The sequence below is a fragment of the Paenibacillus sp. sg306046 genome (assembly GCF_059821225.1).
This window is the reverse complement of sequence record NZ_JCAMRT010000009.1, coordinates 94,181-111,203: the sequence shown is the minus strand read 5'-3', so window position 1 is coordinate 111,203 and position 17,023 is coordinate 94,181. Positions and strand designations below refer to the sequence as shown.

14 protein-coding genes and 1 pseudogene are annotated in these 17,023 nt (G+C 55.4%); 11 read left to right on the top strand and 4 right to left on the bottom strand.

Annotated elements, in window-relative coordinates; genetic code table 11:
* Positions 1 to 38 precede the first annotated feature (38 nt).
* Together AC6ROY_RS11560 and AC6ROY_RS11555 are read right to left on the bottom strand one after the other, a co-directional pair.
* Positions 39 to 677 carry a bifunctional 2-keto-4-hydroxyglutarate aldolase/2-keto-3-deoxy-6-phosphogluconate aldolase gene (locus AC6ROY_RS11560; protein WP_500100569.1) on the bottom strand — a complete coding sequence of 213 codons (639 nt, stop codon included), beginning with the start codon at positions 675 to 677 and terminating at the stop codon, positions 39 to 41.
* A 133-nt stretch (positions 678 to 810) separates the two neighbouring features.
* Positions 811 to 1,599, bottom strand: coding sequence for an IclR family transcriptional regulator (locus tag AC6ROY_RS11555; RefSeq protein ID WP_500100568.1), 789 nt, complete (start codon positions 1,597 to 1,599; stop codon positions 811 to 813).
* 312 nt (positions 1,600 to 1,911) lie between these two features.
* Between AC6ROY_RS11555 and AC6ROY_RS11550 the strand changes: the two genes are divergently transcribed.
* The 10 genes from AC6ROY_RS11550 (at position 1,912) to AC6ROY_RS11505 (ending at position 12,977) form a co-directional block, all read left to right on the top strand.
* Entirely contained in the window at positions 1,912 to 2,532 is a 621-nt protein-coding gene (locus tag AC6ROY_RS11550) for a P-loop nucleotide/nucleoside kinase family protein (RefSeq protein ID WP_500100567.1), read from the top strand.
* A gap of 240 nt (positions 2,533 to 2,772) precedes the next feature.
* Positions 2,773 to 4,620: a cache domain-containing sensor histidine kinase gene (locus AC6ROY_RS11545; RefSeq protein ID WP_500100566.1), complete on the top strand. Its 1,848-nt coding sequence runs from the start codon at positions 2,773 to 2,775 to the stop codon at positions 4,618 to 4,620.
* Positions 4,617 to 5,384, top strand: a complete 768-nt coding sequence (locus AC6ROY_RS11540; protein ID WP_500100565.1) for a response regulator transcription factor — start codon at positions 4,617 to 4,619, stop codon at positions 5,382 to 5,384. The genes AC6ROY_RS11545 and AC6ROY_RS11540 overlap by 4 nt, the downstream gene beginning before the upstream one ends.
* 137 nt (positions 5,385 to 5,521) lie before the next feature.
* Positions 5,522 to 6,817: an ABC transporter substrate-binding protein gene (locus AC6ROY_RS11535; RefSeq protein WP_500100564.1), complete on the top strand. Its 1,296-nt coding sequence runs from the start codon at positions 5,522 to 5,524 to the stop codon at positions 6,815 to 6,817.
* Between the two features lie 16 nt (positions 6,818 to 6,833).
* Positions 6,834 to 7,523: a hypothetical protein gene (locus tag AC6ROY_RS11530; RefSeq protein ID WP_500100562.1), complete on the top strand. Its 690-nt coding sequence runs from the start codon at positions 6,834 to 6,836 to the stop codon at positions 7,521 to 7,523.
* Positions 7,504 to 8,436 (top strand): carbohydrate ABC transporter permease, encoded by a 933-nt coding sequence (locus tag AC6ROY_RS11525; RefSeq protein ID WP_500100561.1) that lies wholly within the window; start codon positions 7,504 to 7,506, stop codon positions 8,434 to 8,436. Before AC6ROY_RS11530 ends, AC6ROY_RS11525 begins: the two co-directional genes overlap by 20 nt.
* A gap of 40 nt (positions 8,437 to 8,476) precedes the next feature.
* On the top strand, positions 8,477 to 9,283 hold the full coding sequence (locus tag AC6ROY_RS11520; RefSeq protein WP_500100668.1) for a carbohydrate ABC transporter permease: 807 nt from the start codon (positions 8,477 to 8,479) through the stop codon (positions 9,281 to 9,283).
* A 47-nt stretch (positions 9,284 to 9,330) separates the two neighbouring features.
* A complete protein-coding gene (locus AC6ROY_RS11515) occupies positions 9,331 to 10,674 on the top strand; it encodes an FAD-dependent oxidoreductase (protein WP_500100560.1) in 1,344 nt (447 codons plus the stop codon).
* A gap of 354 nt (positions 10,675 to 11,028) precedes the next feature.
* On the top strand, positions 11,029 to 11,940 hold the full coding sequence (locus AC6ROY_RS11510; RefSeq protein WP_500100558.1) for a sigma-70 family RNA polymerase sigma factor: 912 nt from the start codon (positions 11,029 to 11,031) through the stop codon (positions 11,938 to 11,940).
* A 47-nt stretch (positions 11,941 to 11,987) separates the two neighbouring features.
* On the top strand, positions 11,988 to 12,977 hold the full coding sequence (locus tag AC6ROY_RS11505) for a zinc-dependent alcohol dehydrogenase family protein (RefSeq protein ID WP_500100557.1): 990 nt from the start codon (positions 11,988 to 11,990) through the stop codon (positions 12,975 to 12,977).
* 98 nt (positions 12,978 to 13,075) lie between these two features.
* On the opposite strand, the gene AC6ROY_RS11500 is transcribed toward AC6ROY_RS11505, so the two are convergent.
* Together AC6ROY_RS11500 and AC6ROY_RS11495 are read right to left on the bottom strand one after the other, a co-directional pair.
* Positions 13,076 to 14,593 (bottom strand): malate:quinone oxidoreductase, encoded by a 1,518-nt coding sequence (locus AC6ROY_RS11500; RefSeq protein WP_500100555.1) that lies wholly within the window; start codon positions 14,591 to 14,593, stop codon positions 13,076 to 13,078.
* 281 nt (positions 14,594 to 14,874) lie between these two features.
* Positions 14,875 to 15,060 (bottom strand): annotated as a pseudogene (locus tag AC6ROY_RS11495) (hypothetical protein); the annotation flags it as partial.
* Positions 15,061 to 15,783: 723 nt separating this feature from the next.
* Here AC6ROY_RS11495 and AC6ROY_RS11490 point away from each other — a divergent pair.
* Positions 15,784 to 17,022, top strand: coding sequence for a saccharopine dehydrogenase family protein (locus AC6ROY_RS11490; protein ID WP_500100554.1), 1,239 nt, complete (start codon positions 15,784 to 15,786; stop codon positions 17,020 to 17,022).
* Position 17,023: the final 1 nt, after the last annotated feature.

Below are 17,023 nucleotides of genomic sequence, written 5' to 3'. Positions count from 1 at the left end.
CCATGATGCGAGGAGTCTTCGGTCGAAGCTTAATAAGCTTAACGCGCTGCGGCAACGGCGGCCAAAAATTGCTGGGCGGCGGCGGTTACTTTGCTGTAATCGCCGTCCTTCTGCGCAGCCTTCGTAATGTAGCTGCCGACACCTACGCCAACGCAGCCTGCCTGCAGCCATTCATGCACATTTTGCGGCGTTACGCCTCCCGTTGGCGCGATAGCTGCCTGAGCGAGCGGCGCTTTGATCGCCTTTACATACTGTGGACCTACCGCTTCGGCCGGGAACAGCTTCACGATGTCGGCGCCCGCTTCCAAGCTTTCGACCACTTCCTTCGGTGTAAACGCCCCGCTGATCGTGATCGCCTGGTACCGGTTCGCAACCTTGATCATATCCGGGTTCAGCTGCGGGCTGACAAGCAGCTCGGCTCCGGCTAAAATAGCGGCGCGGGCCGTTTCGCCATCCAAAATCGTACCTGCGCCGATTAACAGCTCCGGGTATTTCCGGGCCAGCACGCGAATCACCTCAAGCGCATTGGGCACGCTCATCGTAATTTCCAGCACCCGAATCCCGCCCGCAATCGCCGCTTCGGCGACGTCCAGCGCTTCCTGCTCGCTGTCAGACCGGATAATGAGCACGATCCCGCTCTCATCAATTTTTTTAAGATTTTCGAGTTTGCGCCACATCGTTAATTCCCCCATGTTGTACGGGACACAGCCCGTTATTTCCTTGCTTATGCTCTCATAGCACCAAGTCATTCACTGCCTCGCGCTCACCGCTGCTTCCTCTGCTTCCTCTGCTTGCTGCGGCTTACGGCTTCTATTGCGGGTACAAGCTCTCGCCGCTGAAGCCAAGCTGCCGAGAAATTTTAAGTGCGGCCTCCGTAACCAAACGTACGATCACCGCTTCACGCTCCGGCGTCATCGTCGAATGAATGCTCGCTACGCTGATCGCCGCAATCGGCAAGCTTGCATGATCAAAGATCGCGGAGCCGATACAATACATCTCCATATTATCCTCACGATCATCAATCGAATATTTCCGCTCACGGATCGCCTGCATGTCCTGCAAAAGCTCCGGCATCGTCACCTTCGAATACGGCGTCTTGCCGGCAAGCTCGGTGTCGCTGAGCAGGTTGTGCAGCTTCTCGGCCGGAAATGCGGCCAGCAGCGCCTTGCCCAGCCCTGTCGTATGCATGGAGCGGCGTGAGCCAAGCTTGGCTGTCGGGCGCACGACCGAATGATGCTCGGCCTTGTCGAGATAGACAACCTTGCCCTTGTCCTCGATGGCGAGAAAAGCGGTGCTGCCGCTCTGACGGTTCAGCTCCTCCAGAAACGGTCTGACCAGCTGCGGTACGCCGAGATTGGTCAAATAAGCGCTGCCTGCCTCAAAGGCGCCCAGGCCGATGCGATACGTTTTCAGTCGGGCATCCGCCTGCTCAATAAAACCTTTGTACAGCAGCGTCTGCACCAGCTCGAAGCCGCTGCTTTTCGGAAGCTCCAGCCCGGTGCAAATTTCATTCAACGTCAACGGCGAGCCGCTCTTCGCGAGCAAAAACAGCAGATCGACGACCCGTTCCGCCGATTTATTCATTCGGAACTTATCCATTTGAACCATCCCCATCCGAAAGTTCACATATGCGAACCATATTCGCCATTTAGAACTTTAAACTCATTATAAGTTCATCTTCGAGAAAAATTCAATACTTTTTTAACCGTGACTGGGCCGAGGTGTTCCAATATATTCCGTTGTGCGCCGTCATTTATCCGTTTAAAAAGGGGTTGAATTTTTGAGCTAAACGGTTTACGCTACATCTAGCTATTCATAATAGCGAATTAGGTTCGCATATGTGAATTTAACTAAGCTCTGTACGCACACCGTTTCCGTTCATACATGTCACCTACTAGGAGGAATATTGTCTTGGAACCTGTTGTTATTTTTTTGATCGGAGCTGCCGGGTCGGGCAAGTCCACGGTCGGCAAGCTCTTGGCCTCAACCTTTAACTGCTGTTACCTGGATAAAGATATCGTCTGCAACCCGTTTACCGGCCTGCTGCTGGAATCCAACGGGTACTCGGCTCATGACCGCGACGGCTGCGATTTTTACACGGAGGTTGTCATGAAGCTGGAGTACAAAGCGCTGCTCGATCTCGCCAACGACAATCTGCAGCTCGGCAGCTCGGTCATCCTGGACGCCCCGTTCCTCGGCTTCTTCGCTAATTCGAATTACATCCGGGAGCTGCAGGCTGCCTATGGCTGGAGCGACATCAAGCCGCTTGTACTGGAGGTGACGGTTGCGTTTGACGTGCTCAAGGAACGGCTGCAAGCGCGCGGTCTGGAACGGGATGCGTGGAAATTCGAAAACTGGGATACGTTTGTCCAAAGCATTCAAAGCAAACGCTGCTTGTGGGAGGACATCGACATCATCCGCTTCGACAACAGCGCCGCCACCGTCGATGCCGACAGGCTGTTTGCAGCGCTGCCCGCCCCGTTTGGCACGGCTCAGTTCGGAGGCTCCGACCGGGAGCTTCGTTCGAAATAAGCCGACACGCTGGAGATCCAAACGGACCTCTGTTTGGCCGCCCATGCTTCCGACGCGGAGCGGAACGCCCTGCTCTGTCAGCAGAATCAGCGGTATGACTCATGCCTCCGCCCCCCTCTGTTCATGTCAGGATATCGAACACAACTTGACAGGTGGATATGGCGACGGGTTCAGGTGTGCTATAATGGGGCAAATAATATGCCGAGCCCGCTATCGGAAGGCAAAAAGAGGCGACTGGCGATGACAAACCGAAAGCAATCCTGGCATGCGGCCCTGCCACCGTTGCGTCAATGGAGCTTGCGCTCCAAAACCTTGCTTATTTTCCTGCTGCTGATCGCGATTCCGCTTGGCCTGCAGGGCTTCTGGACGTACTATGACTTTTCCTCATCCACCGAACGCCGAGCGGCCGAATATTCCACACAGCTCGTCGGTCAAATTAACCGCAATCTGGATCGTACGTTGAAGGAGATGCAGCATCTGTCCCTGATGTCCACCTACGACCCGGGCGTGCTGGCCATTCTCAGCAAATACAGCAGCCCGGAGCTGGCTGACACGCGTCCGTCCGTGGAGGAGCTGGAGAAGATGCTGCTGCATATCGCCAGCGGGACGTATGACCGCCCGGAAATTCGCGGCATTCATATTTTCGCCGGCAACGGCTTCACCTTCTCCAACCTGGACGCCAATACGATCCGCCTGTTCAACGATCCGTCGCAGGAAAGCTGGTATGAGCGGGTACGGCTGGCCGATGGCGCCTGGACGCTGATCCCGACGCACCATCCTGCCTATGATCTGGAACGTGATCCGCAAAGCTATTTTTCCGTCGCCCGCCTGATCCGCGAGCCGAATACGAATCGTGCGCTGGGACTCGTCAAAATTGACTTGAAGCTGGACGTCTTCCGGCAAATTTTATCCAACGTAAAGTTTGAGGATAAAGGCAGCCTGATCGCGGTCAACAGCCGCACCGAGCTTTTTTTTATGGAAAATGGCCCCGGCCTGCCGCCCGACCGCAATGAGGAGCTGGCCAGCGCGGCCGCTCTGCCCAATGAATCGACCGTCCGGCGGCTGGAGCTTGGAGGCAAGTCGTTTCTGGCGATCTCCGATTATTCGGAGTACTCGGACATTAAAATTGTCAGCTTCATCCCGGTGGAGTCGCTGTTGAAGGAAACGAACGCGCTGCGCGGCGTAACCTTGCTGATCGGCATCGTCAGCCTTGTGCTTGGCGGCACGCTTGCCACCTACTTCTCCTACCGGCTGAACCGACCGCTCGCCGCGCTCAAAAACAAAATGAAGCTGGTTGAGCTGGGCGACTTCAAGCAAAGCGTTCAGGTCGAAACCCAGGATGAAATCGGACAGCTCAGCCGCAATTTTAACCGGATGGTCGAAGAAATCGACCGGCTGGTCGAGGAGGTTTATATAATTGGTCTGCGCGAGAAGGAAGCGGAGCTGACCGCGCTGCAAAGCCAGATCAACCCGCATTTTATTTACAATACGCTTGAATCCATTAACATGCTGGCCGTGCAAGGACAAAGCGGGCGTGTATCCGATATGGTGACGGCGCTTGGGCGGCTGCTCCGCTACACGGTCGGGCATGAGCGCAGGCTTGTGCAGCTGCGCGACGAGCTGGACATGGCCGAGGCCTACATCAGCATTCAGCAGCTGCGGTATGGGCAGCGGCTGCAAATATTGTTCGACATCGAGCCTGAGCTGCTGCCGCACGCCGTCCCCAAGCTAATTCTCCAGCCGATGATTGAAAATGCGATTTATCATGGCATCGGCGATCAAGAACAGGGCGGCACGATCTGGGTCCACGCCGTTCGCTTCGCGGATGACCTGCTGCTGACGGTCCGGGACGACGGACGCGGCATGTCCGAAGCCGAGCTGGAGCGGCTGCGCCAGTCGTTGTCCGGCCCGGCGTCGCCCGACGCCAAGCAGGCGGACGGGCACGGTGTCGCGCTGCGCAACATCAGCCAGCGGCTGGAGCTGATGTACGGCGCTGCCTGCGAGCTGCAAGTCGATGCCAGCCCTGGCGCAGGCGCAGCGTTCACGATGACCATTCCGCTGCCGACAGAAGGAGGAGACGGACAATGAACCGCATATTGCTCGTTGAAGATGAGGACGTGATTCGCCAAGGCATCGCTTCGCTGATTCGTCAGGCTGCGCCCCACTTTACGGTCGTGAAGGAAGCGTCTCACGGCCGCGAGGCGCTGGAGTATTTGAACCGGAACGCCGTTGATCTGGTCATTACGGACATCCGGATGCGTGAGCTGAACGGCCTGCAGCTGCTGGAGAAAATCCGCGAGCAATTCGAGGATATGCCGCTGCTGATCATCAGCGGGTACAGCGATTTCAGCTACGCCCAGAAGGCGCTGCAATTTGGCGTCACCGATTATTTGCTCAAGCCGATCGACCGCAAGCAGCTTGTCTGCGCGCTGGACAAAATTCACGCGCTCCTGCTCAAGCGCAGCGGCAGAAGCCCCGAATCGGCAGAACCGGCCGCTGCGCCGGAGGAACGGCATACCGGCGTCGAGAGCCGGCGGCTGATCCGCAAGCTGAAGGACTACATCGAAGCCCATCCCGAAGGCGATCTGCGGCTGCAAACGCTGGCCGACCTTGTTCATCTGAACTCGGCGTATGTCAGCCAGCTGTTCAAGCAGGAGACAGGCATTAACCTATCCGATCACATTGCCGCCGCCCGTATGGACCGCGCCAAATATCTACTCGCCCAAACCGAGTTGAAAATCTATGATATCGCCCGGCTGTCCGGCTACCAAAGCCCCAAGCATTTTATGCTCGTCTTCAAGCAGCTCGTCGGCGTAACGCCCGGCACGTACCGCGATCAACAAGCGACGTGACGGGCTCCCCCCTCTTTTCCTGACCATCCTCCAAAAAAAACGTACCAAACCCAAAATATGCGTGATTTCCTCTTCCCTTATCGTGTCAGTATAATTGACATATCAAAACCAAGTCATTCATCTAAGGGGGAAAAGCGATGAAACGAACGATGGTTGGCCTGCTGGCCGTATCTCTGGCTGCGACTGCAGCCGCATGTGGCGGAGGCACGACAGACAAACAAACACCGGCCGCTGATGCTGCCGACAAAAAGGTTGAATTAAAATTTGCAACATGGGGCAACCCGGCCCAGCTTGAGCTGTACCAGAAGCTGGCTGCAAAGTTTCAGGAGACCCATCCGAACATCGAAGTCAAAATTGACTCGATTCCGTTCGCGGATTACCAGCAAAAAATTTCCGTACTCGCCGCCGGACGCGAGCTGCCGGATATCGCCTGGATTTCCGAGCGAATGGTCCCGCAATTTATGGCCAATAACATTCTGGAGGACATCTCCGATGTAACCAAGGACCCGGCCTTCAACAACGAGGACATCATTCCTTCCACGCTGGAGCTGTTCCGCAAGGACGGCAAGCTGTACGGACTGCCGTTTTCAACGCCGCCAAGCGTCGTTTTCTACAACAAGGACTTGTTCGCCAAGGCGGGGCTGACATCGCCGAACGAGCTGGCGAAGCAAGGCAAATGGACCTGGGAGGAATTTACCAAATCGGCCAAAGCGATTGCGGACGGCCCGGCTTCCGGCCGGACCTACGGAGCTAACTTCTTCCGCGACTGGAAAACGTGGATTATTCTTGCCTCATACTCCTGGTCCAACGGCAGCGGCCCGTTCAACAACGAGATGACCAAGTTTACCTGGAACGACACCTACGGCGCAGACACGCTGAAGATGGTGCAGACCATGATGTTTACCGACAAGTCGCACCCGAAGGCGGGCGAGCAGGTCAGCTTCGAATCGGGCAAGCTGGGCATGGTGTTTGACAATTACAGCTTCGTTTCCAAAGCGCGCGCGATCAAGGATTTCAAGTGGAGCATCGCTCCGATGCCGTCAGGCTCCAAAGGTACGGTGCCGATGATGGGCCAAGCCGGTTATGTATTGTTTAAGGAAAGCAAGCACCCGCAGGAAGCGAAGGAGCTGCTCAAGTTCCTCGCCGGTCAGGAAGGCGTACAGACGACATCGGCGTTTTTCGTACCGCCGCGCAAGTCGGTGCTCAGCTCGGACGCGTTTCTGAAGCAGGAGGGCAACCCGGACCCGGCTGACATCAAGCAAGCCGTAATCGACGAGATGCCGAAAGCGCGCGTACAGCCGGGCCATATCCAATGGCAGAAGATTGATACGGAAATTTTATCGGGCTTCGACCGGCTGTTCGGACAATCCGGCACGCCGGAAGACATCTTGAAGCTGGTCGCGGACAAGGTTGATCCGCTGCTCAACAAATAAAAGGAGCTGGTGCGCCATGAATCGTTTTCAGCAATCGTTAACCAGCGACAAGCTGCAGCTGTTCGTCAGCTTGCCGGCTAATGATCCGGCGCTCGCACAGGCTGCGCTGGACGAAGGAGCCGACGGGTTGAAGGTTCATATCAACGTCGGCCACCGGGCCAGCGGCACCAGCTTTGGGCCGCTGGCGGGCTGCGCAGACGCAATCATGCAGATTCGCTCCCTATTCGACGGACCGCTTGGCATCGTGCCGGGCGGTTCACTTGAAAGCGTGTCGCCCACCGAAATCGAAGCGCTGCCTGAGCTCGGCGTGGACTTTACGTCCATTTACGCGTTCCATATGCCTTCCTTCCTGCTCCGTTATCCGAAGCTGTCGCGCACCTTCGCCATTGACAGCAGCTTCGACCAGCGCCTGCTGGAAGGCGCGTCGGCGTTCGGCGTCGAGGCGCTGGAAGCTTCAGTTATTCCGGGCGAGGAGTACGGCACCCCCCTCAGCTTCGCCGATCTGCTCAACTACCGCTGGCTGGCACAGCATGCCGGGCTACCCGTCATCGTGCCTTCCCAGCGTAAAATCGTACCGGCCGACGTTCCGGCGCTGATCGACAGCGGCATCAAGGTGCTGCTGATCGGCGCGGTCGTCACCGGCAATGACGCTGACGGCATCCGCCGTGCGGTCGCGGGACTTCGTCATGAAATCGACCGCCGCTAGCCGCAGCGTGACAGTCAGGGCGCAACAACGCCGCAGTCCGCTTGACCGGGACGCGAACCGGACAGGCTGGCTGTTCGTGGCGCCGATGGTGCTCGGCTTCGCCCTGCTGCTGTTTATTCCGCTGGCGATGGCGCTGTATATGAGTCTGACCGATTGGCCGCTGCTGGGGGAGGCCACGTTTATCGGACTCGATAACTACCGGATGATTTTCAGCGATGCCGAGTTTTGGAAGGTGCTGGGCAACACCTTGTACTTCGCAGCCGGTCTTGTTCCGCTGAACATCGCGCTGGCGCTGCTGCTCGCGCTGCCGCTTGCCGGAAAGCTGCCCGGCATGGGCCTATTCCGGACCGTCATTTTCATACCGGTGATGACCTCGCTGATCGTCTGGTCGATCGTCTGGAAATATATGTTCGCCACCGACTCTGGGTTTATCAATCAGCTGCTGCAATTAATCGGGGTGACCGGCCCTGCCTGGCTCTACGATCAGAACCTGGCGATGCCGGTTGTCATCCTTACAAGCGTGCTGAAAAACGTCGGACTGAACATGGTGCTGTTTATCGCGGCGCTGCAGCAGGTGCCGGTACATCTGTATGAAGCCGCGAAGCTGGACGGCGCGAATCGCTTCGTCACCTTCTTCCGCATCACGCTGCCGATGATTACGCACACGCTGTTCCTTACGATCATCATGACCATCATCGGCTCGCTCAAGGTGTTCGGGCAAATCTACGTTATGACGCAGGGCGGACCGGTCGGCAGCACCAAGGTGCTGGTGTATTACATCTGGGAGAAGGCGTTTAAGCTGTATGAATTCGGATATTCCTCGGCGCTGGCCTACGTGCTGTTTGTGATCATTCTGGCGCTGACTCTTGTCCAGTGGGGCATGCGAAAGAGGTGGGTCATCCATGAAAGCTGACCGTTTTTCCGTACATCGCGCTGGCCGGATCAACGGAGCGATGCAGTATACGCTGCTGACCATCGTATCGGCTGTCATGCTGATGCCGTTTCTGTGGATGGTCTCAACCTCGCTCAAGGAACCGGCCAAAGTATTCGTCTTTCCGCCGCAGTTCATCCCGTCGCCCGTGCGCTGGAGCAACTACTCCGAAGTGCTGCAAAGCATTCCGTTTCATCTGTTTTATTGGAACAGTGTTTATATCGCCGTCCTTGTTACGCTGGGCACGATATTTTTCGCTTCGCTGGCTGGCTATGCATTCGCCCGCATCCCGTTCTGGGGCCGGGGCGTCGTGTTTCTGCTGCTGCTGAGTACGATGATGATTCCGAATGAAGTCATCGCCATTCCCATGTTTCTGTTTATGCGGGAGATCGGCCTGATCAATACCCATGTCCCGCTCATATTGCTGCCGATCTTCGGAGCAGGCGGTGTGTTCGGCGTGTTTGTGATGCGCCAGTTTTTCATCGGCATTCCGAAGGAGCTGGAGGAAGCGGCTATGGTGGACGGCTACTCACGGTCGCAAATTTACGCCAAAATCATGATGCCGCTGGCCAAGCCCGCTGTCGCGACACTCGTTATTTTTACATTTCTGGCGTCGTGGAATGACTTCTTCGATCCGCTGATCTATATCAGCGACCGTACGCTGATGACATTGCCGCTTGCGTTATCGTTGTTTACGGATGAATCGGGGACAGCCTGGCATCATCTGATGAGCGCTTCCGTCATGGCGACGCTGCCGCTGCTTGTGTTGTTCTTTTTTGCGCAAAAGCAATTTATCGAAGGCGTGTCCATGACCGGTCTGAAGGAATAACGGCCATACTGGTACAAGGGCGCGCCGCCGGAAGGAGATTTCACAGCATGAAAGCTAAATTTGAAGCGGACGTCGTCGTCATCGGCGGCGGACCGGCCGGTCTTGCGGCAGCCATCGCAGCCGGACGTCAAGGGGCATCCGTCATCCTGATCGAACGATACGGCTTTGTAGGCGGCATGTCGACGGCCGCTTCCGTTTATCCATGGATGACCTTCCATACCGCTCAAGGCGAGCAGGTCATCAAGGGCGTGGCCGAGGATATCGTCAGCCGGCTGGTTGAGCGCGGCGGTTCCCCCGGTCATCTGCGCGATACCATTGGCTTCACGTACAGCGTCACCCCGTACGATGCGGAGATATTCAAGGTGCTGGCCGTCGAAATGCTGCATGAAGCCGGTGTGAGGCTGCTCGCGCACAGCTTTGTGGATGAGGTGTTCGCCTCCGGCGGCTTCATTCAATCGGTCAGGCTGACAGGCAAGTCCGGCCGGATCGACGTGTTCGGCAAGCAGTTCATTGATACGACCGGCGATGCGGACGTCGCTTATTTGGCCGGAGCGGCGACGATCCAGGGACGGCAGGAAGACGGCCGCACCCAGCCGATGACGATGAAATTCCGTATGCGCGGCGTAGACCTCGGCGCGGTGCGCCGGGCGATTCAGGAAAACCCGGACAATTTCTACCACAAGACGCTCGTAGCCGAGCTGGATCACCTGCCGCTAACCTCCGTCTCCGGCTTCTACGCCGAATGGAAAGCGGGAGATGTGCCGATTAACCGCGATCAGGTACTGTTTTTCACTGGCCCTGCCGACGACGAGGTGCTGGTCAACTGCACCCGGGTGCAGGGCATGGACGCTACCGATATCGAGCAGATGACACAGGCGGAGGAAGAAGGCCGCAAGCAGGTGCTGCTGATGGCCCGATTTCTGCAGGATCATATCCCCGGCTTCGCCAAAGCGTCGATCTCCTCGGTCGGCGCCCAGATCGGCATCCGCGAATCGCGGCGGATCGACGGGCTGTATTGCCTGACCATCGACGATGTCATCCAGGGAAGACGCTTCATTGACGGCATCGCACGCAGCGGCTACCCGATTGATCTGCATGACCCGACGGGCAAAGGCGTCGCCTCCGCTTTTATCGAAGGCAACGGCGCATACGACATCCCGTACCGCTGCCTCATTCCAAAAGGCATTCACAACCTGCTCGCCGCCGGACGCTGCATCTCGACTACCCATGAAGCGCTGGCGACGACAAGGCTGACGCCTAGCTGCATGGCTACCGGCGAAGCCGCCGGCACGGCAGCCGCACTGGCCTGCGCGACCGGCACGGCTACGCCCGCCGAGGTCAATATCGGGCAGCTGCGAGATGCGCTGCGCCGGGCGAACGTTGTGCTGTAGCCTGAGATGGCCTGGTTGTTACGCGCAATTCCCGTATAACCCCACTATTCGACACCAACAAAAGCGATTCCGGAGAGCCGTTAACAAGGCTTTAGGAGTCGCTTTTGTTCGGTTGGCCGTTGGCCGCTGGTCGTTGGCCGACCCGATCCCCATTTCAATCCCGGTCCATACGGATATGCCGTCGGCTTCGTTAAGCTCCGCGCAAGCTGGCGGCTTGTCACAAATCCGGACGCTCCCTTGTCTTTAATAAGGGGGAATTCTGCCCGGCAAGCCTCCGTCCAACCTGCACCGAGTGGCTTTCTTCCCGCAACACGGTTAAGATACTATCATCTGGAACCCGGAGAGTGATCCGCCTTGACGCTGAACGGAACGACGCTTGATGTCGAACAGCTCTACCGTACCTATAAACCGCTGCTCATGTCGATCGCCTACCGGATGCTTGGCTCCATGAGCGAAGCCGAAGACGCTGTGCAGGACGTATTTGTGTCCGTCAGCAAGCTTGGCGGCATCGAACTGGCCCATCCGAAGGCTTATTTGGTGAAAATGATAACGAATCGCGCGCTGAACGTGATGAAGTCTGCGCCCCGCCAACGCGAAAGCTATCCCGGCCAGTGGCTGCCGGAGCCGATCATCGAGCTTGGCTCAGACGATGAGCCGCAAGGACGTTTGCTGCGCCGCGAACGGCTCGGCTACGCGCTGCTTGTGTTGTTGCAGACGTGTACGCCCCCCGAGCGCGCCGTATTTGTGCTGCGCGAGTCGCTGGGCTACGAATACGCCGACATCGCGGCGATGATGGACAAGTCCGAAGCGGCTTGCCGCAAGCTATTCAGCCGGGCCGCAGCCAAGCTCGGTCATCGCCCCTCCGGCGAGGAGGACGAGGAGGAAGGCGCGCTGGACGCATCGCTCATCCCCTTTGTGCAAACATTCGCTCAGGCGATCAGCAGCGGCCGCTTCGAAGCCTTGCTCCATCTGCTCACCGAAGATGCGGTGCTGCTCAGCGACGGCGGCGGCATCGTACGCTCGGCGATCAATCCGATCAGGAGCCGCCAGCGAATCGTCGCTTTTTTCACCGGCATTGCCCGCAAAGGCTCGCTCACAGGTGATCTGCGGCATGTCCGCATCAACGGCCAGCAGGGACTGCTGCTGCTGCGCGAGGGCAACACCCCGTTTGCATTTATTGTCCAACCGGATGAGACGCGCAGCGGGATCAAGGCCATTTATCTGGTGTCCAACCCGGAGAAGCTGACACGGATCAGCGGTCACTAGCTCAGCTATTCGTACAGTGATTCGCACAGAAAGAAGGAATACCTGAGATGGAAGGTTTAAGCGTCACCTTTTCCGAATTCGGAAATCCTGAGCGCGTCCTGCGGGTGGAGCCCCGCATCATTGAAAAACCTGCGCCCGGCGAGGTGCTCGTGCGGATGGCCGTCCGGCCGATCAATCCATCCGACCTCATTCCAGTGACGGGCGCCTATGCGCAGCGTACGGCTCTGCCCGCTATTCCCGGGTATGAAGGTGTTGGTGTAGTTGTGGATGCGGGGGATTCCGCTTCACGTCGCCTGGTCGGCCAACGTGTGCTGCCGCTGCGGGGGGAAGGCACCTGGCAGCAATGGGTGAAAGCGCCGGCACAGCTTGTTGTCCCGCTGCCTGACCGGCTCACGGACGACATCGCCGCGCAAATGTATATTAACCCGGTAACCGCCTGGGTAGCTTGCACGGAGGTGCTGCGGCTGCGTGCAGGCGATGTACTCATCGTCATCGCCTGCGGCTCTGCGATCGGTCGTTTATTTGCCCAGCTATCGTCCCTGCTCGGCTTCCGACTGCTTGCCGTGACGCGAAATGACCGCTATACGTCCGAGCTGCTGCAGCTTGGATCTGCCGCCGTGATCAACACGGCCAAGCAGCCCTTGTCCCCAGCCGTGATGGAGCTGACACAAGGAATGGGCGCGCATGCCGCCATTGATTCGGTCGGCGGCGCAGCCGCAACAGATCTGGCCCGCTGTCTACGCCCTCAGGGCATGTACCTCGCCATCGGCCTGTTATCCGGGCAGCCGATCCCGTGGGCGGAGCTTGCGCAGCAGCCGCAGCTGCACAGCAAGCTGTTTCATTTGCGTCATTGGCTGCAGCAAGCTTCCGTACCTGTGTGGCACGATACCTTCAGCCGACTGCTGACGCTTGTCATGGACGGCCGCATGCGGCTGATGCCGCCCGGCGCCACGTTTGACTTGACCGACGTACACGCAGCGGTGCGAGCTGTCGTTTCCGGCGCCGGAAACGGGGGGAAAATTTTTTTAACGGGATAAACCGAAATTGAACAACTAAAGACGAAGCTAAGCAAACCCATGCCGAACAGGCCGTCGAACGATTCGACGGCCTTCTTGAAGTCTATGATACCGATTTATTACGATACGGTGCGGCGTGCAGTCTTCGGCTCTGCAGGCTCAGCCAAACCAAGCGTCCGTGCAGTGGACGTTTGGATATCGTGAATAAGCTCCGGCTTTTTCATCAAAGATATCCCATAAGACGGGATCATTTCTTTAATTTTCGGCTCCCACGTCTTGATATGCTGCGGGAAGCATTTCTGGATGACCTCAAGCATGACGGAAACAGCTGTCGAAGCGCCTGGAGAAGCGCCAAGCAAGGCTGCGATCGAGCCGTCGGCGGCATTAATGACTTCCGTACCGAATTGCAGCGTACCTTTGCCGGCAGCCGTATCTTTAATAATTTGTACGCGCTGACCTGCTACCAACAGCTCCCAGTCCTCGCTTTTGGCGTTCGGAATGAAATCCCTGAGCGCTTCCATCCGCTGTTCTTTCGACAGCATGACTTGCTTGATCAGGTAAGAGGTCAACGACATGTTTTTGACGCCCGCCGCCATCATCGTCACGAGATTGCCCGGTTTGACAGAAGTGATCAAATCAAACATGGAGCCGGTTTTCAGGAACTTGGGCGAGAAGCCTGCGAACGGCCCAAAAAACAACGATTCCTTCTTGTCGATCACACGGGTATCCAGATGCGGCACCGACATCGGCGGCGCACCAACCGGAGCTTTGCCGTACACCTTGGCCCGATGCTGGGCGACAATCTCCGGCTTCTGACAGACCATAAACAACCCGCTAACCGGGAATCCGCCGATGCCTTGGCCTTCGGGAATGCCCGACTTCTGCAGCAAGTGCAGGCTGCCGCCGCCGCCGCCGATAAAGACAAACTTGGCCGTGTGACGCTCCACAACGCCGCTATCAACGTTACGCACCTTTATTTCCCACGAGCCGTCGCCGGCGCGTCTAATGTCATCGACGCTATGCTTGAATTTGATGTTCACGTTTTTGTTCTTTAAGTGGGCAAACAATAGGCGCGTTAAAGCACCAAAGTTGACATCTGTTCCAGAGTCGATTTTGGTGGCGGCTATAGGCTGATTCGATGTCCGGTCTTTCATCATAAGCGGAATCCATTCCTTCAGCTTCTCCGGGTCACTGGAAAACTCCATCCCTTGAAACAACGGATTGCTGGACATCGCTTCAAAGCGTTTTTTCAAAAATGAAACATCCTCTGTCCCTTGCACAAAGCTCAAATGAGGCACTGGCATAATAAAATCCTTCGGATTGCGGATCAGGTTGCTGTTTACCAGGTACGACCAAAACTGCCGGGACACCTGAAACTCTTCATTGACTTTAATCGCTTTGCTGATATCAACCGACCCGTCCGGCTTCTCGGTAGTGTAGTTAAGCTCACACAACGAAGCATGCCCGGTGCCCGCGTTGTTCCATTCGTTAGAGCTTTCCTCCCCGGCCGTTGCAAGTCGCTCAATAACTGTGATTTCCCAGTCCGGCACTAATTCCTTCAGCAGAGAACCTAGAGTCGCACTCATGATTCCGGCGCCAATTAAGATAACATCTGTTTTCTTTTGTATGCTGCTCATGTTTACCGTCCTTGTATGTTATGATTTGCAGAAAGGATGCAGGCATTCCTACTTGGCCGCCACATCAACGTGCGCGACCTCGTCTCACATCTTCTTCTGGATCAAGGATAATCTGATTCTAGTGTATCACTATTGGATATAGAATAAAACACTAGATGTACGCACAAACACGTTGAATAATTAGGAAATGAGAGACACGCCGCGAGGGCCTGCAACACTCCTTTAACTATCTCGTATAATTGATCTAAAATCCAATAAATAATACCTATATCAATTATAACTTAATTTTTATGCGGGGCCCCTTCGAGCGTTGGAAGCGTTACCGCAAATATGCAAAAAACCAAGGCTCCTTTTGGAGCCCCAGCGTTGACTGCCTCGATTACAGCCCGCCCACCTATCCAAACATTGTTGCCAATCGTGACAGGTTTTCCAAATTCCGCCCCGGAGATTCGTTCAAACGGGTTGAGCTGCACACTACCCGGAAACCCGCATATAGTGGGGTCTGTGGTCATTCCAGAAGATGGCGAGTTTATTTAGGTGAATTCAAGCATATAAATATAGGAGGCACTTTACTTTCACTCCTCTACGATATCCGGTTGGAAGCTTCAAAAAAAATTTACAATTTACCTATTGCTAAATGTGGCTTTTATGCTAATATAGGAACGTAGTAAGTAAGAAAGCTGATATTCAATATATCTGGATCTTTGAAGCAGATAATTTTTGACCACATCTTATCCAAGATGTTAAGGCCATACGGACAGCCGGGTCAAATGCCGATCGGCAACTTTAGTTGCCTTATTGATTGAGCTCAAAACTCAAATTTTATAAGTTGGTTACTTTACAACCTGTGCAACCGCACATCAACTTGTGAAACGGTCAATAAGAGTGGTAAAAGTGATTATTTGCTATATAGACTCTGATCCTTTTATGATATATGACGAATATTAAAGAGCTTTTTTACAGAAGTGGGTTTGATTACTTTTGTAACAGGGTGAGCCCTGTACTTTTTAATATGCGATTATATCTAAAAAAAGCAAGTGTGATGCGCGACTAGGCGTATTTGCATTTGCTTTTTTTGTTTCCAGGACGTTTTCTGCGAATCATTACAAGCGGTAAATACGGAGCAAGTCGGGTTCTGAGACGGCATTCATTTTACACTTCAAAAACCACAACGTGAGGAGCTAAAAACAATGAGCAAAGCACTAATTATCGGTTGCGGCGGCGTAGCCTCGGTAACCATCCACAAATGCGTTCAAAACAGTGACGTATTCACAGAAATCTGTATTGCAAGCCGGACGAAGTCCAAATGTGACGAACTGAAAGCTAAACTTGACGGCGGTAAAACCAAAATTACGACGGCACAAGTCGATGCCGATAACGTGGATGAGCTCATCGCGTTGATCGAAGAATTCAAACCGGACATTGTCATGAATCTGGCGCTGCCTTACCAGGATCTCACGATCATGGACGCTTGCCTGGCCACAAAAACCCATTACATGGACACGGCTAACTACGAGCCGGAAGACACGGCAAAATTCGAATACAAATGGCAGTGGGACTACCGTGAGCGCTTCGAAAAAGCTGGCATCACAGCTCTTCTGGGCAGCGGCTTCGACCCTGGCGTAACCGGCGTATTTTCGGCCTATGCGCTCAAGCACTACTTCGATGAAATCGAATATATCGACATTCTCGACTGTAACGGCGGCGACCATGGTTATCCGTTCGCAACGAACTTCAACCCCGAAATCAACATCCGTGAGGTTTCAGCTAACGGAAGATATTGGGAGAACGGCGAATGGATTGAAACCAAGCCAATGGAAATCAAGCGTGTGTATGATTTCGCTGAAGTTGGCGAGAAGGATATGTACCTGCTTTACCATGAGGAGCTTGAATCCCTTGCGGTAAACATGCCTGGACTGAAGCGTATTCGGTTCTTTATGACCTTCGGCCAAAGCTACCTGACACATCTGAGAGCACTTGAGAATGTAGGCATGACCTCCATCGAGCCGATCGAATACGAAGGCAAGCAAATCATTCCGCTTCAATTCTTGAAGGCGGTACTGCCAGATCCGGCGTCGCTCGGACCGCGCACCGTAGGCAAAACAAATATCGGCTGCATTTTCCAAGGCAAAAAAGACGGCCAAGCTAAAACGTACTATGTCTACAACGTTTGCGATCACCAGGAATGCTACAAAGAGGTGGGCTCCCAAGCGATTTCTTACACGACAGGCGTTCCGGCTATGATCGGAGCCGCGATGATTTTGACTGGCAAGTGGAACAAAGCGGGCGTGTACAACATTGAAGAATTCGATCCGGACCCGTTCATGGAAGAGCTGAATAAATGGGGACTTCCATGGGTAGAAGACTTTAACCCGGTACTTGTCGACGATGAGCATGCCCAGGCTAAACAGCCGGAGCTGGTTCGCTAAC

What these genes read in the sequence shown, in the direction of transcription:
- AC6ROY_RS11555 (WP_500100568.1), bottom strand. Translation starts at nt 1,599, where the DNA reads ATGGATAAGTTCCGAATGAATAAATCGGCGGAACGGGTCGTCGATCTG.
- AC6ROY_RS11540 (WP_500100565.1), top strand. Translation starts at nt 4,617, where the DNA reads ATGAACCGCATATTGCTCGTTGAAGATGAGGACGTGATTCGCCAAGGC.
- AC6ROY_RS11525 (WP_500100561.1), top strand. Translation starts at nt 7,504, where the DNA reads ATGAAATCGACCGCCGCTAGCCGCAGCGTGACAGTCAGGGCGCAACAA.
- AC6ROY_RS11520 (WP_500100668.1), top strand. Translation starts at nt 8,477, where the DNA reads ATGCAGTATACGCTGCTGACCATCGTATCGGCTGTCATGCTGATGCCG.
- AC6ROY_RS11490 (WP_500100554.1), top strand. Translation starts at nt 15,784, where the DNA reads ATGAGCAAAGCACTAATTATCGGTTGCGGCGGCGTAGCCTCGGTAACC.
- AC6ROY_RS11500 (WP_500100555.1), bottom strand. Translation starts at nt 14,593, where the DNA reads ATGAGCAGCATACAAAAGAAAACAGATGTTATCTTAATTGGCGCCGGA.
- AC6ROY_RS11560 (WP_500100569.1), bottom strand. Translation starts at nt 677, where the DNA reads ATGTGGCGCAAACTCGAAAATCTTAAAAAAATTGATGAGAGCGGGATC.
- AC6ROY_RS11530 (WP_500100562.1), top strand. Translation starts at nt 6,834, where the DNA reads ATGAATCGTTTTCAGCAATCGTTAACCAGCGACAAGCTGCAGCTGTTC.
- AC6ROY_RS11545 (WP_500100566.1), top strand. Translation starts at nt 2,773, where the DNA reads ATGACAAACCGAAAGCAATCCTGGCATGCGGCCCTGCCACCGTTGCGT.
- AC6ROY_RS11535 (WP_500100564.1), top strand. Translation starts at nt 5,522, where the DNA reads ATGAAACGAACGATGGTTGGCCTGCTGGCCGTATCTCTGGCTGCGACT.
- AC6ROY_RS11505 (WP_500100557.1), top strand. Translation starts at nt 11,988, where the DNA reads ATGGAAGGTTTAAGCGTCACCTTTTCCGAATTCGGAAATCCTGAGCGC.
- AC6ROY_RS11515 (WP_500100560.1), top strand. Translation starts at nt 9,331, where the DNA reads ATGAAAGCTAAATTTGAAGCGGACGTCGTCGTCATCGGCGGCGGACCG.